The following is a 23858-nucleotide window of genomic DNA, read 5'->3' as shown; positions in this document are numbered from 1 at the left end:
GGCGGTATGACTGCCATCGCAACAGCAAAAGCAACCATCCACACCAGCCTCGGCGACATCGTCGTCAACCTCTTCGGCAACCACGCGCCCAAGACGGTCAAGAACTTTGTTGGCCTGGCCACCGGCGAGCAGGCCTGGACCCACCCTGAGACCGGCGAGGACAAGTCCGGCACGCCGCTGTACAACGGCACCATCTTCCACCGCATCATCAAGGACTTCATGATCCAGGCCGGCGATCCGCTGGGCCGCGGCGTGGGCGGACCGGGCTACAAGTTCGACGACGAAATCCACCCGGAACTCAGCTTCAACGCCCCGTACAAGCTGGCCATGGCCAACGCCGGCATCCAGGGCGGCAAGGGCACCAACGGTTCACAGTTCTTCATCACCACCATCCCCACCGACTGGCTGCAGGGCAAGCACAGCATCTTCGGCGAGGTGGCCGACGATGATTCCAAGAAGGTCGTGGACGCCATCGAAGGTGTCCGCACCGGCATGGGCGACCGCCCGGTGGAGGATGTCACCATCAACAGCATCGACATCGAGCAGCTCTAACCCCTCGCATGAGCTACGGAATTCCGGCGGCTGAGCCGTCCGCGCAGGTTCCGGTGTGCCCCAGGCACCCGGACAGGCCCTCCTATGTGCGCTGCCAGCGCTGCGGGCGCCCTGCCTGCCCTGACTGCCAGCGGGCGGCCGCCGTCGGATTCCAGTGCGTTGACTGCGTCAACGAGACAAAACGGACGACGCCGGCTGTCAAGAGTGTGTACGGCGGCGCCGTGACCACGGGCAGACCACTGGTGACGTTCGGCATCATTGCGCTGTGCGCTCTGATGTACGTGCTGCAGTGGCTGGTTCCCGACGAGTGGATCTACCAGAACCTGGCGTTCGCCAACATCTTTGCCGCGCCGGAATTCGGCCAGTTCGAGCCGTGGCGCATGCTGACGGCGGCGTTCCTGCACTCGCAGGGATTCATCCTCCACATTGTGCTGAACATGTACATGCTGTGGATTTTCGGCCAGGCACTCGAACCGCTTATGGGCCGGGCCCGCTTCCTGGCGCTGTATCTGATCTCGGCCGTCGGCGGATCAGTCGGCTACCTGGCCCTTACCCCCGGCTACGAACCAGGTGTTCCGCTCACCGGCGTCGTGGGTGCCTCCGGTGCTATCTTCGGTCTCTTCGGCGCGATGCTCCTGGTGCAGCGGCATCGCGGCGGCGACACCCGGCAGCTGTGGGTCCTGATCGCCATCAACGGAGTGATTGGCTTTGTGGTCCCCCAGATTGCCTGGCAGGCCCACCTCGGCGGCCTGATCGCCGGCGGACTGTGCGCTGCCGTTATTGCCTATGCGCCCCGCGGTCCCCGGCAGGGCCTGATCCAGGCGGCCGGGCTCGCCGCCGTACTGGTCCTCCTCATCGCCGTGAGCTGGGTCAAGGTCACCACAGGCTAGGCCGCCCCCTCGCTGCGGCGAGCCTCCACGCCAAGACCCCGGCGTCCCCAGCGGACGCCGGGGTCTTCTGCGCTCCCCACAACTGCAGTCCGGAAGGCGCTGCCATGGTGAATGCTCGCGGGCTGGGAGCCCTTCATCACGGTGCGCGTCAAGGGTGCCGGTTCAAGGTGCCGGTTCAATCAGGTGCGGGTCACTGCTGTGCGGGCGGTTTCGCCACTTTGGTTGACGCCGACGGGGCACTTGAGGAGCCCACGGTTATCCACAGGGGTTATCCACACTGTTGGTAACTTACACACGTGTAGTTCACGCTGGCCCCGCGTCCCAGCTCCCGTAAGCCAGCCATTTTCCAGAATGTTCCGCCAGCGCTATCCACAATTGTGGAAAACCTCTGGGCATGAGCCTGTGGTTAAGTGGAAAAAGCGCCTGTCTCGCGGGAAATTGTGGATAACTTTCCCGTTTCTTGCTTTCCTGATCCATGGAAGGCCATCCGAGGGATGTGTATCAACAGGGTTGTTCACAGTGTTAATAAGTCGCAGGCGGGGAGGTAACGATCGAAGTTTCCTTGAGTGTGGCTTGTGAGAGGTTCGCGCGGACCGGCCCTGTGGATTGTTGTCCACAGCTGTGGATAAGTTGTGGGTAGTCGGGTGTTAGTAAGTGGAAAACCGTGGCTTATGGCAGGGTGTTTGGTAGACGTAGAGCCGCAGAAGCTTCCCAGCCTGGAGGACCGCCATGAGCGCCACTGCAATACAACACATCTTTCTCGACAAGCAGCATCCCGCGGTGTGGCGGGCGCTGAACGGATTAGGGCTCAAAGTTCGTGACGCCGCTGAAGACGCCGGGATCGACCGGAAGACCATTGAACTGCTCTACGTGCGGATCTCGCAGATCAACGGCTGCGCCTACTGTCTGGACATGCACGTGGAGGACGCTGTGAAGGCCGGGGAGAGCCCGCAGCGGCTGGCTGTGCTGCCTGCGTGGCGTGAGACTGGCCTGTTCACTGAGAAGGAACGCGCGGCGCTGGCCCTGGCCGAGTCCGTTACGGAACTCCCGGACTACCGCACCCGTGAGCTTGAGGAAGCAAATGCGCGCGATCATCTGAGCGCTGAGGAGTTTTCTGTTGTTAGCTGGCTGGCGATCACGATCAATGCCTTCAACCGCGTTTCCATCACCAGCCACCATCCGGTCCGCCGGGAAAGGTAAGCGCGGGCACGGCGCCGCGGGCCGCGTCAACCACCACTTAGTTTCCTGATCCACGGCGCGAGGCGACACTAGGCTTCGCGGTTATCCACAGTTAATCCACACTGTTAATAACTGTGTGCTGGATCAAGTCGGCCGGGGTTCCGTGCGTCAGGGCCTGCCTCAGCGCCACGCATCGCCCATGGACAAAAAGTTATGCACATTGTGGATAACTTTCCCAACAGCTGGGGAGAACTCACTCCGCGGCGCGGATGGTCAGGCGGGCCAGATGCCCGAGGAACCGCGCCGGTGGCTGGCCAGCAGATGCGTGTCCACCATGCCGACGGCCTCCATCAGCGCATACATGGTGGTGGGGCCAACAAAGGAGAATCCCTGTTTCCGCAGGGCCTTGGACAGCGCCACGGATTCCGCCGATTGAGTGGGAATCTCGGCGTGGCTGGCTGGCTGCGGCGTGGTGTGCGGCTGGAACTGCCAGACAAAGTCGACCAGGCCGCCCCGCTCCCTGAGGCTGACAGTGGCCTGGGCATTGGTGATGGCGGCCCGGATCTTGAGCCGGTTGCGGACAATGCCGGGATCCTGAAGCAGGCGCTCGACGTCCGCCTCGGTAAAGGCGGCAACTGTGTCCGGGTGGAAGTTGTGGAAGGCGGCCCGGAAGGCCGGACGCTTGCGGAGGATGGTGGCCCACGACAGGCCGGCCTGGAAGCCCTCCAGGCTGATGCGTTCGTAAAGTCCCTGCTCGTCCCGGACCGGGAGGCCCCACTCGGTGTCGTAGTACTCGCGCAGGAGCGGATCTACCGAGGCCCACGGCGGACGGGCGAGGCCGTCGTCGCCAAGTATGGTGCCGTCCGGGCGGGCGGCAGCGGGGGTCATGCTGTTTCCGGAGCCTGGGTCAGGAGCGCCAGCGCGTTGTCATGAGGAAGCCGATGATGGCGATGCCGAAGCCAGCCACAATGTTCCATGACTCCCAGGCTTGGACCGGGAAACGGCCTTCGCTGATGTAGAAGGTGATGATCCACAGGAGGCCGATGATCATCAGGCCGAACATCACGGGCTTGAACCAGATGGCGTTGGGCTTGTACGCCTGCGTCGCGGATGCGGGCTGGGCTGCGCTGGAAGGCTTCCGGCGTGGCTTTGACTCGGGCACGTGCTCTCCTTGGCGGACTGGAACAAGCTCGGCGCCGCGGGCTTGATATCCTGCAAGAAGGAAGTTGCCAGCGGTCTGCGCGATCTTGGTCAAATCTGGATTCTTACTAGCAGCCAATTCTAGCCGCAGTTGGGGGTGCACTATTGCCCGACGCGGCCACCCCGGAGGAGAACGCGTGGTAGTGCAGGAAAGGGCGAGGCGTGCCGCCAGGCGGCCCGCACGTGTGCAGCCCGCCCGCACCTCTATCCTGCGTGGAACCGTGCAGGTGTTCGGCGAACTGCTCATCACGGCCGGCATCATTCTCCTGCTGTTTGTGGCGTGGCAGCTGTGGTGGACAAATGTGGAATCTGATGCCCGGCAGAGCGCCGTTATCAAGGAGTTCGCCCAGGGACTGGGCAATGCGGCACCGGCTGAGCCGTCCGACGCCGATCAGGAAGCGCCGGCGGAACCGGTGGACTACGGGCGCCCCGTCGTCGGCACAGCGCCAGGCCACGCCGGCACAATCGGCATTATGTACATCCCCCGGTTCGGCAACAAGTACACCCGGCCCATTGTGGAGGGAACCAGCGGTGATGTCCTGGACACACTAGGACTGGGCCACTACCCCACCACGGCCATGCCCGGCGCGGTGGGCAACTTCGCGGTTGCCGGCCACCGGCAGACCCACGGGGCTGTTCTGGACAATATCCACACCCTGGTGCCAGGCGACAAAATCTACGTCCAGACCAAGGACGGGTTCTACGTGTACGTGTTCCGGAACAATCAGATCGTGATGCCATCCCGTACCGACGTCCTGGAACCGGTGCCGACCCGGGCGGGCGTCACCCCCACCGAAAGCTTCCTCACGATGACCAGTTGCAACCCGCGCTTCGGCGCCGAGGAACGCATTATTGCCTACGCTCTGCTGGAGAGCTGGCGTCCCGCATCCGCGGGTCCGCCGGCCGAGATTGCTGCGCAGGTCGCCGCAGCGGTGGGAGGAGGCTGAGCATGTACGGCTGGATATTCCGCCACCTGCCGGGCCCCCTCTGGCTGCGGATTCTCACTTCTGTGGTGCTCATTGCCGGCGCCCTGGTCCTCATGGTCCAGTTCCTGTTCCCCTGGATGTCCGATCTCACCCAATTCACCGACTCAACGATTGGTGCCGCAAGTCAGCCATGACCACAACTAAAATCCTGGTCGTAGACAACTACGACAGCTTTGTTTACACCCTGGTGGGCTACCTCCAGGAACTCGGCGCCGAAACCACCGTGGTGCGCAACGACGACGTGACCCTCGCCGAGGCCGTCGAGATGGCAGAAACCCGCGACGGCGTCCTCGTCTCACCGGGACCGGGCAACCCTGCCGAAGCAGGCGTGTGCATCGAGCTGATCAAATGGTGCGGCGGAAACAACAAACCGATGTTCGGCGTCTGCCTGGGCCACCAGGCACTGGCAGAAGCCTACGGCGGCACGGTGACCCACGCGCCGGAACTGATGCACGGCAAGACATCCCTCGTGGAGCACAACGGCACCAGCGTCTTTGCCGGACTCCCCTCCCCCGTGACGGCCACGCGCTACCACTCGCTGGCGGCCGTGCGGGACACCATCCCGGAGGTCCTGGAGATCACCGCCGAAACGGCCTCCGGAGTGATCATGGGCCTGCAGCACCGCACGGCACCGCTGTGCGGCGTCCAGTTCCACCCCGAGTCCGTCCTGACCGAAGGCGGCTACCAGATGCTGGGCAACTGGCTCGAGTCGCTGGGCATGGCTGGTGCGGCCGCCCGCGCCGCCACGCTGAGCCCTCTTATCCAGCACTGAGCCCACGCATCCAGCACTGACCCGCTGGAACCCTCTGGCCCCGTGTTCCTTGCGAGCTCGGGGCCGGTCCCTTTAACAGGTTAGTTACGGCGGCTAACCAGGTCAGCTACGGCGACAGCAAGTCTGTGCGGGTCACTCCTCGTCCCGGTCCCTGTCCTCAGGCGGGTCGGTTGGCGTGGCGGACGGCGACGGCGGAGGCACCGGCTTCTTGGCGACCACGATATTGACGGTCTTGCCCTGGTCAACCGCTGCGTTGACGGGCTCGCTCTGGTCCGTCACGCGGCCAGCCTCCACCTGGGAGTTCTCCACTTCCTCGACGGTGGGTACCAGGCCCAGCTCCTTGAGCGCCGTTTCCGCCTCTGCGCGTGTGCGGCCACGCAGCTCCGGCATGGCCACCTTGCCGGTGGAAACAACGATTTCCACCGTGCTGCCGGGAGTCACCAGCTGGCCGGGCGCGGGGCTGGTGGTGATTACCCTGCCGCGGGGCACCGTGGCGCTGTTGGCCTCGGTGGTGGACGGTGCTCCCACCAGCCCGGTCTGGCGCAGAATGTCGCGTGCCGCGGCCTCAGTCTGGCCGGGAAGGTTTTCCGGGATCTTCAAGGCGCTGGGACCCTCGGAGATATTCAGGATCACTCCGGCATTGGGATCCAGCGACGTTCCGGCCGCCGGATCCGTGCCGATGGCTGTCCCCTTGGGCACGGTCTCGTGCGTGCTGCGTTTGATCTCGGGGTCCAGGTTGGCGCCATAGAGGACCTGCAGCGCTGCCGACTCGGTCAGTGAGGCCACCACGGGTACTTCCACCTTGGGGGGCGCGGGCGGAGGCTGATTCATCGTCTGAAAGAGCCACAGGCCGCCGCCGGCCAGGACCAGCAGTGTGAAAATTATCAGGACCGAAATCCACGTACGACGGCGGGACTTCTGCCGTGCGGTCCGCACGCGTTCCGGTGGGAGGCCCAGGGGCAGTTCGTCCGATTCATGGGGGTCCAGCGTTGCGGACGCCGAGACGGGGACCGTTGTCCCGTCGTCATGCATGTCCGTGAGGTCGTACCGGCCCGTGGGGGCATCGTCGAGGAAGCCCGCACCGGTGACGGCAAACGCCTCGGTGGCCGGTGTGCGTTCCGGCGTGGGCACGTGGTCGTTGGGATCCGTGGGGGCCTCGGTTGACGGGGGCGCAGCGACAGCCACACCCGCCCGGGCCGCCCGCAGCGCACGACGGAAGGCTGCGGCATCCTGGAAGCGGTCGTCCCGGTTCTTTTGCAGGGCCTTGGCCAGGACGCTGTCCAGCGCCGGCGACACGTCAGGGTTCAGGCTGCTGGCGGGCTCGGGAATTTCGCGGACGTGCTGGTACGCCACAGAGACGGGGCTGTCGCCGATGAAGGGCGGGCGGGCGGTGAGCATCTCGTACAGCAGGCAGGCCGCTGAGTAGAGGTCACTGCGCGCGTCCACCGTTTCACCCCGGGCCTGTTCCGGTGAAAGGTACTGGGCGGTTCCCACCACTGCCTGGGTCTGGGTCATGGTGGCGGACGAATCGGCCATGGCCCGGGCGATCCCGAAGTCCATGACCTTCACCGAATTGGATCCCTCGCAGTACATCACGTTGGCAGGCTTGATGTCCCGGTGGACGATGCCCGCTTTGTGGCTGTACTCGAGCGCCGAAAGGACACCGAGGCAGAATTCGATGGCCCGGTCGATGCTGACTTCCTTGGCCCGTATCAGGTCGCGGAGGGTTTTGCCCTCCACAAACTCCATCACGATGTAGGGCACCCGCACGCTGTCCTCGGAGCCGTCCTGAACCAGGTGCTCGCCCGTGTCATAGATGGCCACAATGGACGGATGGTTCAGCGCCGCCACGGACTGCGCTTCCCGCTTGAAACGGGCCTGGAACTGCGGGTCCCGGGCCATGTCCGGGCGGAGCAGCTTGATGGCGACTGTCCGGCCAAGCCGGGTGTCCAGTCCGCTGTGGACGTCCGCCATCCCCCCACGGCCGATCAGTCCGCCGAGTTCGTAGCGTCCACTCAGGACACGCTGATTGTCCACCGGGAGGCTGTCCTCACGGTGGAGCGGGGTGCGGGGCGAATCACTCACGTGCAAACCAGGCGACTACGGTGCGCAGGTAGGGGGCAGTCCCGGCAGTTCGCCGGAGTCGCAGGCGGGCAGTTCGGACTCCGCAGGCGCCGATTCGGAATTCGTCGGCGGCGGGGCAGTGGTCTCCGTCTGGGTGGGTGCGGGGGGTGCGACGGCGTACGTGATGGTCACAGCCGAACCAACCTCCACCCGTCCCGTCCGGGACAACGCGATGACCGTGTTCGGCGCGGAATTCGCGTCCACCTGCGACTGGATGGTGACATCAAGGTCCATCGCGGAGAGCTCCGACTGCACCACCCGGTAATCCTTGCCGAGATATGCCTCGGGGATGATGTTCACGGTTTCCGTGGTCGGCGTGGGCGTAACGGTGGGCTGGGTGGGCGTGGGCGTCGCCGACGGCGAGGTCCTCGTGGGGCTGGCACTCGTGGACGGCGGGCTGCTGGACGCGGACGTGGTGGCAGCGTCCTTGGGGAAGAAGATCCCCTGCTGCGTCAGGAAGAATCCCACCAGCGCGAACAGGACAAGCAGGATCAAGGCGATCAGCGGCCAAGTCCAGGGGCTGCGGCCGCGACGGTCGGGTTCGTCGGCGGGTTCGTCGTCGTACGTATCTTCATCTTGGACCCAGCTGCGCTCCGCGGCCAGGGCGTCTGCGCGGGACAGCGTGCTCCCGGCTCCGGTCATGGCACTGGTGGCCGGGCCGTCAGCTGCCGCATCGGCTGCCCCGGCGGCCGCGGCACCGGCGGCGGCACCCGCAGCTGCGGCCCCGAGCACCGGCAGGGCCGAGGTGGACGTCGTATTGCTGTCCTTCTGGCTGATAACACCCGTGGGTGCCGTGGCAATGTCCACCGGTGCCGTGATGGGGCCAGTGGCCGCTTCGAACAGGAGCATGCCGGGAACGGCTGCATGTGCGGCGCTGATGTCCCCGTTACGGATGGCCTCGGCGGCTTCAGACAGCTTGATCGCATTGGCCGGACGGTTCTTGGGATCCTTGGCCAGCATGGACATCAGGAGCGCGCGGACCGGTTTGGGCAGGCTTTCCGGAAGCGGCGGCGGTGCGTCGTTGACCTGCGCCAGGGCGATCGCGATCTGGGACTCGCCGGAGAACGGCCGGTGCCCGGTGAGGCACTCGTAGCCGATCACGCCGAGCGAGTAGATGTCCGAGGAACCCGTGGCCGTCTGGCCGGTGGCCTGCTCCGGGGCGAGGTACTGGGCGGTGCCCATCACCTGGCCCGTTTGCGTCAGCGGGACCTGGTCGGCCAGGCGGGCGATGCCGAAGTCCGTCACCTTCACCCGGCCCTCCGGGGTGATGAGGAGGTTGCCGGGCTTGATGTCACGGTGCACCAGGCCCTGGGCGTGGGCTACGGACAGGGCGCGGGCAGTCTGCGCCATCATGGACAGGGTCCGGTCCGGGGACAGCACCTGTTCGTGTTCGATGATGCTGCTCAGCGGCTGGCCGGGGACCAGCTCCATGACCAGGTAGGCCGAGCCCTCTTCTTCGCCGTAGTCAAACACATTGGCGATGCCCACATGGTTCAGCAGTGCAGTGTGGCGTGCCTCCGCGCGGAAGCGCTGGAGGAACCCGGGATCGCCGGTGTACTCCTCCTTCAGCACCTTGATGGCGACGATGCGGCCCAGGACGAGGTCTTTGGCCTTCCAGACCTCGCCCATCCCTCCGATCGCAATCCGTGTGGTCAGCTGGAATCTGCCGCCGAGGGTGATTCCTGTTGTTGGCCTCACTTATTCAACACCGCCTCAAAAATCTTCTTCGCATTCGGACTGGTTAGCTGTGCGCCGGTGGTGATGTCCACGCCTTCCATGACGATGGTGACACCCACCTGCGGGTTGTTCGCCGGGGCAAACCCGGTGAACCAGGAGTTGTTCAGGCCGTTACCCAGTTCAGCGGTGCCGGTCTTGCCGGCCACCTGGACCCCGGGGATGCCCGCGGCGCCGGCAATACCCTCGCTCACCGCGCTGGTCATCCACTCGGTGATCTGCCGGGCAATTTCCGGTGTGGTGGACGTCCGCAGCGCTTGAGGCTGTGGCTCGTCAATAACGCGAAGATCCGGGGACCGCACGGTCTTGACGAGGCTGGGACTCATCTGGACGCCATTGTTCGCAATGGCTGCGGTCATCATGGCAATCTGCAGCGGTGTGGCCCGCACATCCTTCTGGCCGATTACGGACTGGGCCAGTCCCGGCTCGTCCAGGTCATCCGGGAAGCCGTTGCCCTGGGCGTACGCGAGCTTGAGCTGGTCGCCCATCCCCTCGCCGAAACCGAACTTCGCGGCCTGTTCCGCGATGGCGTCCCGGCCGAGGTCAAGGGCAATGCTGGCGAACGGCGTATTGCAGGATTGCTGCAGGGCAAAGGCAAAGCTGGCGGTGTTCCGGGTGTAGCAGTTGCCGCCGGCGTAGTTGGGCAGTGTGTAGTCGATTCCGGTGAAGGGCATCTGCGCAGGATTGGGCAGCTCGCTGTCCTTGTTGTATTTCCCGGAGTTCAAGGCGGCCGCGGTGGTCACCAGCTTGAATACAGACCCGGGGGCGAGCATCTCTCCCGTGGGTCCGCTGACATTCTGGTTCAGGTTGATCCCGGGAACTTTGAGCAGCTCATTGATGTTGGCGGATTCCTCATTGGGGTCCTGGCTGGCGATCAGGTTGGGGTCGTAGGACGGCTTGGAGGCCATGGCGAGGATAGCGCCGGTCTTGGGATTGGTGATCACGATGGAGCCCCGCTGGCCGTCCGGAATCAGACCGTACGCGAGCTTCTGGAGTGCGGGATCGACGGTGAGTTCAACCGAAGCTCCCTTCGGCTGGCTGCCGAGGAAGAGTTGGCCGATCCGGTCCAGGAACTGTTGGTCGGAGCTTCCGGCGAGTTGCTCACGCATGGCCTGCTCGAGGCCCGTGGCGCCGTAATTCTGGGAAAAGTAGCCCGTCAGGCCGGCATACAGCTCGGGCTGCGGGTACGTCCTCTGGAAGCCACACTGTTCCGAGCCCTCAACTGATTCAGCCACGGGGTCCCCGCCCACAATGATGGCGCCGCGGTCGTTGCAGTAGTCCTGCAGGATTGCGCGGTTGTTCCAGGCGTTTGCCTTGAGATCGTCTGCGCCCACAACCTGGACGTAGCTCAGTGCTCCGAAGAGCAGCGCAAACAACGCGATGGCCGCGACCCATGAGTTCCTGATGGCCTGGTTCACAGGGGTTTCACCGCCTCGGTTGGAGTGTTGCCGGCTTCGGCTTCTGTTTCGTTGCCCGGCGGCAGGGGCGTGGTGTCAACGGGGCCGCGGGCAGTATGCGAAATCATCAGCAGCAGGCCCACGATGATCCAGTTGGCCAGAAGTGAGGAACCGCCGGCGGCCAGGAACGGGGTTGTCAGCCCGGTCAGTGGAATCAGCCGGGTCACGCCGCCGATGACCACAAAGCACTGCAGCGCCACGGCGAACGACAGTCCGCACGCGAGGAGCTTCCCGAAGGCGTCACGGGTGCCGAGGGCGGCCCGGAAGCCGCGGGTGAACAGCAGCAGGTACATCATGACGATGGCGAAGAGCCCGATCAGGCCCAATTCCTCGCCCAGGGAGGCAATGATCATGTCACTGTTGGCGAAGGGGACAAGGTTGGGCCGGCCCTGGCCGAAGCCGGTTCCTACCAGCCCGCCGTTGGCCATGCCGAACAGCCCCTGCACAATTTGGTGGCTGCCGCCCGGAGCGCGGCCGTAGACCTCTTCTGTGAAGGCATTCAGCCAGCCGTCGATGCGCAGGCCGACGTGCGAGAAAACCCGGGACGCCACGAAGCCGCCGCCAAGGATCAGCGCCACGCCGATCACCACCCAGCTGATCCGGCTGGTTGCCACGTAGATCATCACAATGAAGAGGCCGAAGAAAAGCACCGAGGAGCCGAGGTCGCGCTGGAAGATCAGCACGCCGATACTCACCAGCCACGCGGTGATCATCGGGCCCATGTCCTTGAACCGGGGGAACTGCAGCGGCCCAATCTTACGTCCGGCCAGCAGGATCAGGTCCCTGTTTGAGGAAAGATACCCGGCAAAGAATATAGCCAGCGTGATCTTCGCGATTTCGCCGGGCTGGAAGGTCATGGGACCCACCCTGATCCAAACCCGGGCGCCTAGGATCTCCCCGGCGGAGATGCCCGGAACCAGGGGGAGGATCAGCAGGAACGCGCTCACTGCCAGCGAAATGTAGGTAAAACGGCGGAGGATCCGGTGATCTTTGAGGAACCAGATCACAGCAATGGCCACGGCCATGGCGATGAGGGTCCAGCGCAACTGATTGTTGCCGGTGTCGTCTCCCGGGGCGTCGAGGCGGTGAATCATTGCCAGGCCAAGGCCATTGAGGGCCACTACCAACGGAAGTATTACCGGATCTGCATATTTTGCCCTGACGCGGAGGACAGCGTGAAATACCAGTGCGGCCACCGCCAGGAGGCTTGACTGGAACCAGAAATCGGAGTCGAAGGCTTTTTCCTGGTCTACACCCACCAGCATGTTGGCGCCGATGCCGACGGAGAGCGCAAGGACCAGCAGCAACAGCTCCACGTTGCGCCTGGGTTTGGGGATAGTGCTGAGCTGGCTCATTGTCCAACCTCACAGACGACTGTCGGGCTGGGCGACGCGGCAGGGCTGGTCGCCCCCGCAGGGTTCGAGGCGTTCGGCGACGGCGCAGGTGAGGTGGCCGTTGCCGGCGCCTTGGTGGCGGTTCCGGTGGGGGACGCGGTTTCTGTGGCCGGCGCAGTAGTGGGGGGCGCTGTGAGGCATTCGTCGGAAGGCGCAATGGTGCCGGTGCCTTCGAGGTTCTTGACGATTCGCTGTGCATCGTAGAGGTCGCGTGCCGGGACCGTTTGCCGGACCCGCTGCTGGGAGAACTGGGGCAATGAATCCATCCGGATGTCGGTCACGGCTTCGAGGGTTGAAAGCTGGATGGGGCCAAGCCGCTGCGAAACCCCGTTGTAGATGGCAACGCGTGAATCGAATTCCCCTATGTAGTACCGGGTCTGGGTCCAGGCATAGCCCAGCCAGAGGCCCGCGGTCAGCACAAGGAGTACGGCCGCTGCGATGGACCAGGTGACCCAACGCCGCGGTTTGGTCGGCTCCAGGATCTCGTCGGCATCCGCCTCGGGAGCGTCGGCCTTGTGCGTCAGGACGGTGGCGGCACGCCGGGCCACGGTGCGGCCGGCGATGGTGGGAATGGAGCCGGTCTCCGCCGCCGTGGCGGCAGCTCCGACCAGTTCGTGGGGCCGCGAGGCCAGTTCCAGGCGCAGGACTTCAGCCGACAGGTGCTCGCCCAAATGCGGATCGGTCGAGGCGGACGGTTCGGCGGAGTCGGCAGGTTCGGCGGCCGCCGGTTTTTCGTCTACCGGTTTCGGGGCAGGGGGCGTTTCTGCAGGGCCGGCCGTTTCGCCTGTGATGTCAGGTTTGGATTCTGTGGTGAGCAGCTGGGGAGGAATGACATCGACGGCGGCGGTACTGACGTCGTCGCGCGTTTCCTCCACGATTTCCAGCATGATCACGGTGACGTTGTCCGGTGCGCCGGCTTCAAGTGTGAGGTCAACCAAGGTTTCCGCGCATTCGCGCAGGTCTTTCGTCTCGCGGACGGTGCGTTCCACCACGTGCCCGGCCACGTAGTTCAGGCCGTCCGAGCAGAGGAGCCAGCGCTCACCGGGTTTGACGTCCAACGTGTCCAGGTCCAGCTCGGGGCTGGCATCGACGTCGCCAAGGACGCGCATCAGGACATTCTTGTGGGGGTGGGTCTCGGCTTCCTCGGGACGGAGCCGCCCCTCATCGATGAGCCTCTGGACGAACGTGTGGTCCACACTGACCTGTTCGAACTCACCGTCGCGCAGCCGGTAGGCGCGGGAGTCACCGATATGTGCGAAGTGGAGTTTGCCCTCGGCAAGCAGCAGGGACGTGACGGTGGTGCCCATGCCGGCGAGTTTGGGGTTGATGTGCACCAGCTCGGACAGCAGCGAGTTGGCGGTCTGGATTTCGTCAGCCAGCACGGTGATGGCATCCCCGTTGTAGTCCCCGTGGTCCAGGTGAAGCATGTCCAGAACCGTGGCAGCCGAGGCTACATCGCCGCCTGCATGACCCCCCATGCCGTCCGCAACCACGGCCAAATGACGGCCCACGTAGGCAGAGTCGTCGTTCTTGGCCCGGATCCGGCCCACGTCTGACCGCGCTGCATAGCGCATAATCAGGGGCCGCTGCGGGGGCGTGGCCTCGGCTGCGGGGGTGTCAGCGGCCACGGCTATGGCCTCAATTCGATGACCGTCTTGCCGATTCTCACGGGTACGCCAAGCTCAACGGGCAGGGCCCGGGTAAGTTGCTGGTCGGCAAGATAGGTGCCGTTGGTGGAGCCCAGGTCCTCGATGAACCAGCGGCTCCCTTGCGGGAACAGCCGCGCGTGGCGGCCCGAAGCGTAATCGTCCTCGAGGACCAGCGTTGCTTCCTGTGCGCGGCCCAGCAGGATGGGGCTGGCCGCGAGCGGGACGGTGGTGCCTTTGAGCGGGCCTTCGGTGACCACAAGCTGGTGGGCTTGCTGCTTGAGCGGCTGCGGCGGAGCCTCGGCCAGCTCGGGGTTCTTGCGGACCTGCCGCGCTGTGGGGGTGCCCGCGGCGGCTTTCCGGCCAACCATAAGGTCGCGGCGCATGGCCGAGACAATGCTGAAGATGAGCACCCAGAGCAGGATCAGGAACCCAAACCGCAGGGCGGTAATGGTCAGTTCGCTCATGTCGCTCATGGGCGGCCACCAGGGCCGGCTGGAAGCAGGCGGAAGATGATCTTTGTCCGTCCCATCGTGATGGTGGAGCCGTCGGTCAGTTCGGTGCTGCCGGCCACTTTATGGCCGTTGACGTAGCTGCCGTTGGTGGAGCCCAGATCAACGGCACTGGTCACCCCGCTGTCGGTGCGGATCTCCAGGTGGCGCCGTGAAACGCCGGTGTCGTCAACCAGGATGTCGGCCTCTGAGGAGCGGCCCAGGACGATGGACGGGGCGTTGAGGGAGTACCGCTGCCCGTCAATGTCCAGAACGGGCTGCAGCCGGACAGGCTGGCGGGTGGGAGCTGCCGGCAGGTTGGGCCGGGGTGCCGGGGTGGCGGGGCCGCCCTTGGACTTCTCCGTGGTTGATGCAATCTCGAAGTCGCCGGCGCGCAGTTCCTCGGCCCGGCGGAAGGAGATCCGGACAGGCCCCTGCAGGGTGTAGCCCTGGCTGCGGACGTGGTTGATGACAACGTCGCACAGTTCCTCGGCCAGCGGGGTGCCCCACTCCTGCGCCCTGGTGAAGTCGTCCTCACTGAGCTGGACGTCGAAAACGTTAGGCGCCAGGGTGCGGCCGGCCGCAACGGTGAGGGACTTGTGGTCCAGCTCCCGGCGGAGGCGGCTGGCGATTTCCACCGGTTCCACCTGGGCCCGCGAGCCGGTGGAGAAGACACCGCGGACGGCCTTTTCGATGCCGCGCTCGACCTTGTCCAGCAATCCCATGGTCCTTCTCCTTTCCCCCCGGCTTCGGGGCAGTTTTCGTTCCGCAACTCAATCAGCCACGCAGTTAAGTCCGCGGTGCTCCGCTGTGCAGCGGCTGGCTCTACTACATCAGATACTACTGGGCAGGCCTGTGAATGACCTTAATCCCCAACGGCCGGGCGGCGGGAAAAGTTCGGATTTCCGCGCCGGCCCGGCCTTCCACGGCGCAGGCTTCGGGAGCCTCCGGAGCTCAATTGGTGTTTTACCGCTGGTGTCCGTTATGCTTGATCTCGCTGCTTTTACAAGGTTGCGGATCCGGGAAAACCGGCTGTGATTCGAGGAAAAGAAGTTGCGCGCGAGTGGCGGAACGGCAGACGCGCTGGCTTCAGGTGCCAGTGTCCGAAAGGGCGTGGGGGTTCAAATCCCCCCTCGCGCACGCAATCAAGGAACCCCGGTCTTCGGACCGGGGTTCCTTGCTTTAACGCCGGGCCGGGTTCGACCCCCGCACGGGAGAGACCTAGCTCTGGCTGGGGGACTCGCTTGACGAAGCTGAAGAGTCTGAGGAAGACCTCGAAGTAGGCGGTGCCATCCGGGTGGAACCGATTAGGCCATATGACGCGTACCGCCATAAGGGTGAGGCTGAGAACGCCTTGCCGCTACTCCCGTAACGCCCCGAAGCCGGCAATAAGGGCCTCAAGTCCCAGGCTGAACGCCACGTCCGCAGGTTTCTCGTGCCCCTGGACGGCCAGGCTCCGGACTGCACCCGTGAAGCTCGGTGTGGAGTCCGCCATGGTGCCGGAATCGAAAATGTCAGCCGGGGCGGTGACGTCGTAGGCGGACCCGAAGATGAAGGATTCCAAGGCGACGATGGCGGACACGATCCGCTCTTCCGGGAATCCGGCCGCCCGGAACCCGGCGCTGACGGTCTCATACATGGCGAGGGTCTGGGGCGCGTCAGTCACGGGAAGTACCGCGATGACGGGAATCAGGGGTGTGTGCGCCGCGAAGACGTCCCGGTAACTCCAGGCCCATTTCCGCACCGCGGACTCCCAGGGCTCCGCGGCGAATGCGGTCACGTCCACCAGGGCAGTGAGGTGGTCCTCCACCAGCAGGAGCACGTCCCGTTTGGATTCCACGTGGTTGTAGAGGGCCGACGGCGCCACGTGCAGTGAGCGGGCCAGTGCCGCCATGGTGAGTCCGTCGTAGCCGTTCTTGCTGATGAGCCGCAGGGCCGCTGCCGTGATTCCCGCCAGGTCCAGGACGGCCGCAGGCGGCCGCCCCGCCCGACGCCGTTCCGCACCGGCTTTCGGTGCAGGTTCACGCTCCGTGGTGCTGGGTGAATCGGCAGGGGACTCCGGCATTGCTGGCCTTTCTGCGGGCAGTATCCCCAGCATTATTCCACCGGCCTCTTCCTCGCCGGCCCTGCAGCAGCTATAGTTCCACTAAATGAATGGCATTCATTTAGTGGTTCGCATCACTCGAATGGCCAGAGAGAGGACATCATGCTGAATCTTGACCGCGACGTCGTAGTCGTTGGCGCCGGACCGTCCGGGCTCACCGCCGCCCGCGAGCTGAAGAAGGCCGGCCTCAGCGTCGCAGTGCTGGAAGCGCGGGACCGCGTGGGCGGCCGGACCTGGACCGACACCATCGACGGGGCCATGCTGGAAATCGGTGGCCAGTGGGTCTCGCCGGACCAGATTGCGCTGCTGGAGCTCCTGGACGAGCTCGGCCTGAAGACGTACTCCCGCTACCGTGAAGGTGAATCCGTCTATGTCGGCGCCGACGGCAGGAAGACCCGGTACACCGGGGACTCCTTCCCGGTGAGTGAAGCCACCGGGGCCGAGATGGACAAGCTGATCGGCATCCTGGACGGCCTCGCCGCGGAAATCGGCGCCACCGAGCCCTGGGCGCACCCCAAAGCCCGTGAGCTGGACACCATCTCCTTCCACCACTGGCTGCGTAAAAACTCCAGCGACGAGGAGGCCTGCAACAACATTGGCCTGTTCATCGCCGGCGGCATGCTCACCAAGCCCGCGCACGCGTTTTCGGCACTGCAGGCGGTCCTCATGGCAGCCTCCGCCGGGTCATTCAGCCACCTCACGGACGAGGACTTCATCCTGGACAAGCGGGTCATCGGCGGGATGCAGCAGGTCTCCCTGCTGCAGGCACAGGAGCTGGGTTCCGACGTCGTACTTAACAGTCCGGTGCGCACCATCACCTGGGAGGATGGCGGTGAAGGCGGGCACGGCGTCACTGTTGTTTCGGAGCGCGCCACGGTGACCGCGCGGTTTGTGATCATGGCGGTGCCGCCGAACCTTTACTCGCGGGTCTCTTTCGACCCTCCGCTGCCGAGGCGGCAGCACCAGATGCACCAGCACCAGTCGCTGGGCCTGGTGATCAAGGTCCACGCCGTCTACAGCAAGCCGTTCTGGCGTGAAGACGGACTCTCCGGCACGGGCTTCGGTGCCGGGTCGCTGGTCCAGGAGGTCTACGACAACACCAACCACGGTGATTCACGTGGAACGCTGGTGGGCTTCGTGTCGGATGAAAAGGCCGACGCCGTCTTCGAACTGAGTGCCGGGGACCGCCGCCGCGCCATCCTGGAATCGATCGCCGGGTTCCTGGGGGATAAGGCCCTGGTGCCCGAGGTCTACTACGAATCCGACTGGGGCTCGGAGGAGTGGACCCGGGGCGCCTACGCGGCCAGCTACGACCTTGGCGGCCTGCACCGTTATGGCAAGGACCAGCACGCACCCGTGGGCCCCATCTATTGGTGCTCCTCAGACATCGCCGCCGAAGGCTACCAGCATGTTGACGGAGCCGTCCGCATGGGCCAGCGCACTGCGGCGAGCATTGTCGCTGCGGCGGGGTCTTCCCGCACGGCACACAAGGCCGCGGCTGCCGTCGGCTGAGCACACCAGCCCCATTCAGCGTCGAATGAACTAAGAGAGGCAAGGCCATGAGTCCCAAAGAAGTGACAGCACAGCCACCCAGCGTCCTGGACAGTGGTCTGGCTGAGAAAGGCCTGAGCGGGAAGGGCCTGAAGGCCGGGGCGGTGGGGCTGCTGGGCGCCGTCGTGATCGGTGTTTCCTGCATCGCGCCCGCCTACACACTGACGGCGGCGCTGGGGCCGACGGTTTCCGAGGTGGGGGTCCAGCTCCCGGCGATCTTCCTGGTGGGCTTCATCCCCATGATCCTGGTGGCCTTCGGCTACCGCGAACTGAACAATGCAATGCCCGACGCCGGGACCTCGTTCACGTGGGCATCGCGCGCCTTTGGCCCGTGGATCGGCTGGATGGGTGGCTGGGGGCTGATTGCAGCCACCATTATTGTGCTGTCCAACCTGGCGGCTGTCGCCGTTGACTTCTTCTATCTCATGCTGGCCCAGCTGTTCGGGAATCCGGAACTGGGCGAGCTGAGCCAGAACCTCCCGCTGAACATCGCCACCACGCTGGTGTTCATCGCCCTGGCCTGCTGGATTTCCTACCAGGGCATGGAGGCCACCAAAGGCGTGCAGTATGTCTTGGTGGCGTTCCAGCTGTTGGTCCTGGGCTGGTTTGCCGTCGCTGCCTTCAGCCACGTGGCCAACGGCACCGCGTTTGATGCCACTGCTATTTCACCGGACTGGTTCAACCCGTTCGCGGTTGGCTCCTTCTCGGCCTTTGCTGCCGGGGTTTCCCTCTCCATCTTCATTTACTGGGGCTGGGACGTCACCCTGACCATGAACGAGGAAACCAAAAATCCGGAGAAGACCCCGGGCCGGGCGGCAACCGTGACCGTAGTAGTGATTGTGGCGATCTACATGACCGTTGCGCTGGCCACCCTGTCCTTTGCAGGCGTGGGCGAAACCGGCCTGGGCGCCGGGAATCCGGAGAACCAGTCGAGCATCTTCGCTGTCCTCGCCGGGCCGGTCATGGGACCGTTTGCCATCCTGATGTCCCTGGCAATCCTGAGCAGTTCGGCGGCCTCGTTGCAGTCCACGTTTGTGTCGCCAGCGCGGACCATGCTGTCAATGGGTCACTACAAGGCACTCCCGGGCAGCCTCGGCAAGGTCAGCCCGCGTTTCAAGTCCCCGAGCTACGCCACGATCGCCGCGGGCGTTGCCGCCGCAGCCTTCTACGTCATCACGAGGACCACCTCGGAAAACGCCCTCTGGGACACCATTACGGCGCTGGGCATGATGATCTGCTTCTACTACGGCATCACAGCCCTGGCATGCGTCTGGTTCTTCCGGGCGCAGGCATTCAGCAACGGCCGCGCCTTCTTCTTCAAGTTCCTGGCGCCGCTGCTGGGGGGTGTCATCCTGCTGGTGATGTTCTTCAAGACCGCGTCCGATTCGATGGACCCCGAGTACGGCTCCGGATCATCCGTGGGCGGTGTGGGGATGGTGTTCGTCCTGGGCATGGGCGTGATCCTGCTGGGCGTGGTGACCATGCTGGTGATGTCCCGGCTGCGGCCCGAGTTCTTCAAGGGGCAGGTGCTGGCCCGCGGAAACTGAGCGCGCGGCCGGGCGCCGGCTTTTCCCCGCCGGGCGGTCTACTCCCCGGGAGTAGTCCATCCGGCGGGGAGGGAGCCGCTCAGGTGCGCGGTCCGACGTCGGCTTTCACGGCGGTTACCGGGCAGCCGGCTTCCAGGATGACCCGCTGGGCAGTGCTGCCGAGGAAGAGTTTCCCCACCGGGGAACGCCTGCGCACACCGATGACAATCAGCTCAACATCCTCTTCATAGGACGCGTCGATCATGAGGTCCGCTGCCTCGGCGTCGTCACCTTCGCGAAGGGAAGCCGCCACCCCCGCTGCCGCAGCCTCGGCGATGGCATCCCGGATGTCCGCGTCCGCGGAGCCCTGGCCGGGGACGGGGCCCAGGATCTGCAGGTCCGTCCGCCGGAGTGCCGCTTCCCGAATGGCGGCGCTCAGCGCGGCCCGGCCCTCCTGCGAGGCGACATACCCCACCGCCACACTCATGCGTGTACCTCGGTCAGGACGGAACCGGTACCAACGAACTGCCGCAGGTTGGCAAGCGTCAGTTCCGCCATTGCCGCCCTGGTCTCATGGGTGCCGCTCCCCAAGTGGGGCAGGAGCACAACGTTGTCGAGTGCCAGGAGATCTTCGGGGACCTTCGGCTCGTCGGCAAAAACGTCCAGGCCGGCCCCCGCGAGCCGTCCGGCAAGCAGTGCTGCAACGAGGGCATCCTCATCAACGACGGATCCCCGGGCGATGTTGATCAGGTAGCCGTCGGGACCGATCGCCTCAATGACGCCGGCGTCCACGAGCCTCGCCGAACCAGGTCCACCCGCCGCGGCGACAATCAGCACGTCGCAGCCGGCGGCGAGGTCGCGGGGTGAAGCTTTGTATTCGTAACTGACGCCCTCCACGGGGTTGCGGCTGTGGTAGCTGATGGCACAGTCGAACCCTTCCAGCCTGCGCGCTATGACCCGTCCGATCCGGCCCAGGCCAAGGATGCCCACCCGTTTGCCGCTGGCTTTGGTGGCAAGGGGAAAGTTTCCCTTGCTGAGCCAGTCGCCACGGCGGACGAACCTGTCCGCCGCGCTGGTCCTGCGCAGAACGTCCAGGTACAGAGCTATGGCCGTGTCAGCCACACAGTCGTTGAGGACATCCGGGGTGTTGCTGACGGCGATGCCGCGTTCGGCAGCCTGCGCCACATCCGTGGTGTCGTAGCCGACGCCGAAATTGACGACGGCGCGAAGGTTCGGCAGGGCGCGCATGACTTCCGTGCCCACACCAACCTTCCCGGAGGTCACGGCGACGTCAAAGGACCCGCCGTGCTGCTGCAGGAATTCCTCCCGCCCGGGGCCCGGGTCCGGCAGCCGGACAGCCCCGTACTCGCTGGTGATGGGTTCTTGGACGGCTGGCATGAGGGGCCCTACCTGGAGGACGGCGATGTTCTTCATATCTGCACAGTAGGTTTCGAACCCATGCAGGTCCAACACGTAAATGGCATTGATTCATCCCAGAAGTGTATTGATCGTTTAACTTCGCGTGACTGCGCGGATTTTGGGGGTAAGCGCCCATCATCACGTCCGGCCGCCCCGGATTCCGGGAGCTTCGGCCACTTTGAAAGGCGGGCGAAATCCTTGTGCGGCGTGTCACACCTCATCTAGCTTGAGTCCAGCGCGGCACAAGCATCTGTTCCTGTTGACCCGATCCGGGGCTCCGGAAACAACCCGCTGCCGCAAGTATCCAACTCGGAGGAATCCAATGACGTCTTCTTCAAAACTCTCATTTGCCGCTCTCAAATGGCCGGCCTTGGCCTCCGTGGCGGTGCTCGGCCTGAGCGGTTGCTCAGTTGCCAATACCGAAGCCACTGGCACCGCCTCCAATACTGTGCGTGTGGTGCTCGGCCAGGAGCCGCCCACCCTGGAAGCGTGTGAGTCGAACCTGACCTCTACAGGTGTGGTGATGCGGTCCAACGTCACCGAACCGCTGATTGAACGCAATCCCCAGAGCGGCGAGCTGGAACCCAAGCTCGCCACCGAGTGGAAAGCCACCACCGACACTGAGTGGACGCTCAAGCTTCGCGAAGGGGTGACCTTCCAGGACGGCACCCCGTTCAACGCCGAGGCAGCCGCGTTCACCATCGAACGGGCCGTCAACTCGAAGCTCGGCTGCAACGTTGAGGGTTACGTTTTCGGCGATGCTGACCTTGTGGTGAAGGCAGTGGACGCCACCACCCTTACTGTCACTACGCCGGAGCCTGATCCCATCCTCCCGCTGCGGCTCTCCTTCCTTGAAGTAGTACCCACGTCGACGAGTGCCACCGAAAAGGTCCGCGAACCGATCGGAACCGGCCCCTACAAGATCGAGAAGTGGGACGCCGGCCAGAAGATCACCCTCACCAGCTGGGACGGCTACTGGGGAGACAAGCCTGCCTACGCCACAGCGGAGTACCAGTGGCGCTCCGAGAGCTCAGTCCGCGCGGCTATGATCACCAGCGGCGAAGCGGACGTGGCCATGGGACTGAGCCCGGACGACAACATCGGCGACCTGGGTCTTGACTACCCGAACAACGAGACCGTGGCCCTCCGCCTGGACGCCAACGAGGCACCGCTTAACGACATCCGCGTCCGCCAGGCCATCAACTTCGCCATCGACAAAGAAGGTATCGTCAACTCGCTCTACCAGGGCAAGCACCAGGTTGCGGCCCAGCTGGTTCCCGACGGAATCGTCGGACACAACGCGGGGCTGGCAGGCTGGCCATTCGACCTGGAAAAGGCCAAGTCACTAGTGGCTGAAGCGAAAGCCGACGGCGTTGACACGTCCAAACAAATCTCCATGGTGGTCCGCAGCGCCCAGTTCCCCAAGATCACCGAACTGGGCCAGGTCCTGCAGGAACAGCTGAGCCAGGCCGGCCTGAACGTCAAGCTCAAGATGCTCGAGACCAGCCAGCACCTGACCTACCAGGTCCGCCCCTTCCCCGAGGATGAGGGCGCAGTGGCACTCATGACCCAGCACGGCAACCAGGCCGGCGACGCTGCCTTCACGGTGGACCAGTACATGCTCTCCACCGGCGCCCAAAGCTACTACGGCACCCCCGAATTCGACGCCATGATCAAGAAAGCCGATGCTGCCTCCGGCGACGAGCGGAAGAAGGCCTTCGAGGACATCTTCGCCTACCAAAACGACAAGGTTGTCCAGTTCGCCCACATCTCCCACCAGACCGGCATCATCGGCAAGGCCAAATCCGTGAACTACACGCCCAATTCGTCCAGTGGCGATGAACTGCGTGTCTCGGAAATGACCCCGGCAAGCTAGCCCGGTCTCCGGGAGAGAAGGACAGCCATGCTGATCTACTTGAGAAAGCGGATTGTCTCGAGCGCTTTGCCGCTGGTGGTGGTGATCGTTGGTGTGTTCGCGCTGGCCAGAATGACGGGTAACCCTGCCAGCCTGTACCTGCCGCTGAACGCCACCCAACAGATGCGCGACGACTTCACCGCACGCAACGGCCTGGACCAGCCGCTGCTGGTCCAAATGGCCGATTACTTCGGCGGCGTGCTCCGGCTCGACTTCGGGCAGTCGCTGCGCACCGGGCAGGACGCCGCCGCCATGGCACTCCGCGCTTTCCCGGCCACCCTGCAGTTGGCCGCCACCACCATGGTGCTGGCCGTCATCCTGGCCCTGGTGGTGGGTTGCTGGGCGGCCCTGAAGCCGAACGGCATCGCGGACCGCATCTCAAGTTTCGTCTCGATGGCTGCCGCTTCGATCCCGGACTTTTGGCTGGCGATCGTGGGCATCTGGATCTTCGCCATAACCCTGGGCTGGCTGCCGACATCCGGTGTGTCGGGAGCCAGCGCCTGGGTGCTGCCAATCGCCACCCTGCTTCTTCGGCCGTTCGGGGTGCTGGTCCAGATCGTCCGCGGCTCGATGGTCTCCGCACTCTCGGAGCCTTACATCAAGCTGGCCCGCAGCCGTGGTGCGGGGGAGCTCCGCGTGATCACGCACCACGCGCTCCGCAACGCGGCTGCCCCTGCCCTGACGGTCGCCGGCGACCTGGCCGTTGGCCTTGTCAACGGCGCCGTTGTGGTGGAAACGATTTTCGGCTGGCCGGGCATTGGAAAGCTCATGATCGATTCGATCCTGCAACGTGACTTTGCCGTCCTGCAGGCAGCCGTCCTGCTCACCGCCGTCGCGATCTTTGCGCTGAACATCCTTATCGACATGGGGTACGCGCTCCTGGACGCGCGCGTCCGTCCCGTCACGGTAAAGGCTTAG

22 protein-coding genes and 1 tRNA gene are annotated in these 23858 nt (G+C 64.7%); 11 read left to right on the top strand and 12 right to left on the bottom strand.

Features of this window, described 5'->3' with window-relative positions; genetic code table 11:
• Positions 1-6: 6 nt before the first annotated feature.
• The 3 genes from J2808_RS16780 to J2808_RS16770 all read left to right on the top strand — a co-directional run bounded on the left by J2808_RS16780 (position 7) and on the right by J2808_RS16770 (position 2642).
• A complete protein-coding gene (locus J2808_RS16780) occupies positions 7-552 on the top strand; it encodes a peptidylprolyl isomerase (protein WP_309818864.1) in 546 nt (181 codons plus the stop codon).
• A gap of 8 nt (positions 553-560) precedes the next feature.
• Complete coding sequence (locus J2808_RS16775) at positions 561-1442, top strand: rhomboid family intramembrane serine protease (RefSeq protein ID WP_309818862.1); 882 nt, start codon at positions 561-563, stop codon at positions 1440-1442.
• Positions 1443-2171: 729 nt separating this feature from the next.
• Positions 2172-2642 carry a carboxymuconolactone decarboxylase family protein gene (locus J2808_RS16770; RefSeq protein ID WP_309818860.1) on the top strand — a complete coding sequence of 157 codons (471 nt, stop codon included), beginning with the start codon at positions 2172-2174 and terminating at the stop codon, positions 2640-2642.
• A 252-nt stretch (positions 2643-2894) separates the two neighbouring features.
• Here J2808_RS16770 and J2808_RS16765 read toward each other — a convergent pair whose 3' ends face one another.
• Together J2808_RS16765 and J2808_RS16760 are read right to left on the bottom strand one after the other, a co-directional pair.
• Complete coding sequence (locus tag J2808_RS16765; protein WP_309818858.1) at positions 2895-3509, bottom strand: DNA-3-methyladenine glycosylase I; 615 nt, start codon at positions 3507-3509, stop codon at positions 2895-2897.
• 19 nt (positions 3510-3528) lie between these two features.
• Complete coding sequence (locus J2808_RS16760) at positions 3529-3783, bottom strand: cell division protein CrgA (protein WP_309818856.1); 255 nt, start codon at positions 3781-3783, stop codon at positions 3529-3531.
• Positions 3784-3958: 175 nt separating this feature from the next.
• Between J2808_RS16760 and J2808_RS16755 the strand changes: the two genes are divergently transcribed.
• From J2808_RS16755 to J2808_RS16745, 3 genes are read left to right on the top strand one after another with little or no spacing between them, the layout of a single operon-like run.
• Positions 3959-4768 (top strand): class E sortase, encoded by an 810-nt coding sequence (locus tag J2808_RS16755; RefSeq protein WP_397428078.1) that lies wholly within the window; start codon positions 3959-3961, stop codon positions 4766-4768.
• A 2-nt stretch (positions 4769-4770) separates the two neighbouring features.
• Complete coding sequence (locus J2808_RS16750) at positions 4771-4941, top strand: hypothetical protein (RefSeq protein ID WP_309818854.1); 171 nt, start codon at positions 4771-4773, stop codon at positions 4939-4941.
• The gene (locus tag J2808_RS16745; protein WP_309818852.1) at positions 4938-5579 is read left to right on the top strand and encodes an aminodeoxychorismate/anthranilate synthase component II; all 642 of its coding nucleotides are present in this window, start codon (positions 4938-4940) and stop codon (positions 5577-5579) included. Before J2808_RS16750 ends, J2808_RS16745 begins: the two co-directional genes overlap by 4 nt.
• Before the next feature lie 132 nt (positions 5580-5711).
• Here J2808_RS16745 and pknB read toward each other — a convergent pair whose 3' ends face one another.
• The 7 genes from pknB to J2808_RS16710 are packed head-to-tail and all read right to left on the bottom strand — an operon-like array spanning position 5712 to position 15150.
• Positions 5712-7664 (bottom strand): Stk1 family PASTA domain-containing Ser/Thr kinase, encoded by a 1953-nt coding sequence (gene pknB / locus J2808_RS16740; RefSeq protein WP_309818850.1) that lies wholly within the window; start codon positions 7662-7664, stop codon positions 5712-5714.
• A gap of 15 nt (positions 7665-7679) precedes the next feature.
• Positions 7680-9401, bottom strand: a complete 1722-nt coding sequence (locus J2808_RS16735; RefSeq protein WP_309818848.1) for a protein kinase domain-containing protein — start codon at positions 9399-9401, stop codon at positions 7680-7682.
• Entirely contained in the window at positions 9398-10855 is a 1458-nt protein-coding gene (locus J2808_RS16730; RefSeq protein WP_309818845.1) for a penicillin-binding protein 2, read from the bottom strand. The genes J2808_RS16735 and J2808_RS16730 overlap by 4 nt, the downstream gene beginning before the upstream one ends.
• A complete protein-coding gene (locus J2808_RS16725; protein ID WP_309818844.1) occupies positions 10852-12249 on the bottom strand; it encodes an FtsW/RodA/SpoVE family cell cycle protein in 1398 nt (465 codons plus the stop codon). The genes J2808_RS16730 and J2808_RS16725 overlap by 4 nt, the downstream gene beginning before the upstream one ends.
• A complete protein-coding gene (locus J2808_RS16720) occupies positions 12246-13862 on the bottom strand; it encodes a PP2C family protein-serine/threonine phosphatase (protein WP_309819345.1) in 1617 nt (538 codons plus the stop codon). The genes J2808_RS16725 and J2808_RS16720 overlap by 4 nt, the downstream gene beginning before the upstream one ends.
• A 56-nt stretch (positions 13863-13918) precedes the next feature.
• Positions 13919-14401 carry an FHA domain-containing protein FhaB/FipA gene (locus tag J2808_RS16715; protein WP_164206603.1) on the bottom strand — a complete coding sequence of 161 codons (483 nt, stop codon included), beginning with the start codon at positions 14399-14401 and terminating at the stop codon, positions 13919-13921.
• A 5-nt stretch (positions 14402-14406) separates the two neighbouring features.
• Positions 14407-15150, bottom strand: coding sequence for a DUF3662 and FHA domain-containing protein (locus J2808_RS16710; RefSeq protein ID WP_309818842.1), 744 nt, complete (start codon positions 15148-15150; stop codon positions 14407-14409).
• A 332-nt stretch (positions 15151-15482) separates the two neighbouring features.
• On the opposite strand from J2808_RS16710, the gene J2808_RS16705 reads away from it, so the two are divergent.
• Positions 15483-15565 (top strand) — tRNA-Leu (locus J2808_RS16705).
• A gap of 220 nt (positions 15566-15785) precedes the next feature.
• On the opposite strand, the gene J2808_RS16700 is transcribed toward J2808_RS16705, so the two are convergent.
• On the bottom strand, positions 15786-16523 hold the full coding sequence (locus tag J2808_RS16700; protein WP_309818839.1) for a TetR/AcrR family transcriptional regulator: 738 nt from the start codon (positions 16521-16523) through the stop codon (positions 15786-15788).
• Positions 16524-16631: 108 nt separating this feature from the next.
• Between J2808_RS16700 and J2808_RS16695 the strand changes: the two genes are divergently transcribed.
• Together J2808_RS16695 and J2808_RS16690 are read left to right on the top strand one after the other, a co-directional pair.
• Entirely contained in the window at positions 16632-18041 is a 1410-nt protein-coding gene (locus J2808_RS16695) for a flavin monoamine oxidase family protein (RefSeq protein ID WP_309818837.1), read from the top strand.
• Between the two features lie 47 nt (positions 18042-18088).
• Positions 18089-19627 carry an APC family permease gene (locus J2808_RS16690; RefSeq protein WP_309818835.1) on the top strand — a complete coding sequence of 513 codons (1539 nt, stop codon included), beginning with the start codon at positions 18089-18091 and terminating at the stop codon, positions 19625-19627.
• Between the two features lie 79 nt (positions 19628-19706).
• On the opposite strand, the gene J2808_RS16685 is transcribed toward J2808_RS16690, so the two are convergent.
• Both J2808_RS16685 and J2808_RS16680 read right to left on the bottom strand, forming a co-directional pair.
• Positions 19707-20093, bottom strand: a complete 387-nt coding sequence (locus tag J2808_RS16685; protein ID WP_309818832.1) for a universal stress protein — start codon at positions 20091-20093, stop codon at positions 19707-19709.
• Positions 20090-21040 carry a 2-hydroxyacid dehydrogenase gene (locus J2808_RS16680; protein ID WP_309818830.1) on the bottom strand — a complete coding sequence of 317 codons (951 nt, stop codon included), beginning with the start codon at positions 21038-21040 and terminating at the stop codon, positions 20090-20092. Before J2808_RS16680 ends, J2808_RS16685 begins: the two co-directional genes overlap by 4 nt.
• A 307-nt stretch (positions 21041-21347) precedes the next feature.
• Here J2808_RS16680 and J2808_RS16675 point away from each other — a divergent pair, with 307 nt between their 5' ends.
• On the top strand, positions 21348-22901 hold the full coding sequence (locus J2808_RS16675) for an ABC transporter substrate-binding protein (protein ID WP_309818827.1): 1554 nt from the start codon (positions 21348-21350) through the stop codon (positions 22899-22901).
• A 27-nt stretch (positions 22902-22928) separates the two neighbouring features.
• Positions 22929-23858, top strand: a complete 930-nt coding sequence (locus tag J2808_RS16670) for an ABC transporter permease (protein ID WP_309818825.1) — start codon at positions 22929-22931, stop codon at positions 23856-23858.

Origin of the sequence: Pseudarthrobacter sulfonivorans, assembly GCF_031454915.1 — a bacterium.
GTDB lineage: Bacteria > Actinomycetota > Actinomycetes > Actinomycetales > Micrococcaceae > Arthrobacter > Arthrobacter sulfonivorans_C.
The sequence above is the reverse complement of the archived record's forward strand: the minus strand, read 5'-3'. Positions and strand labels throughout refer to the sequence as shown.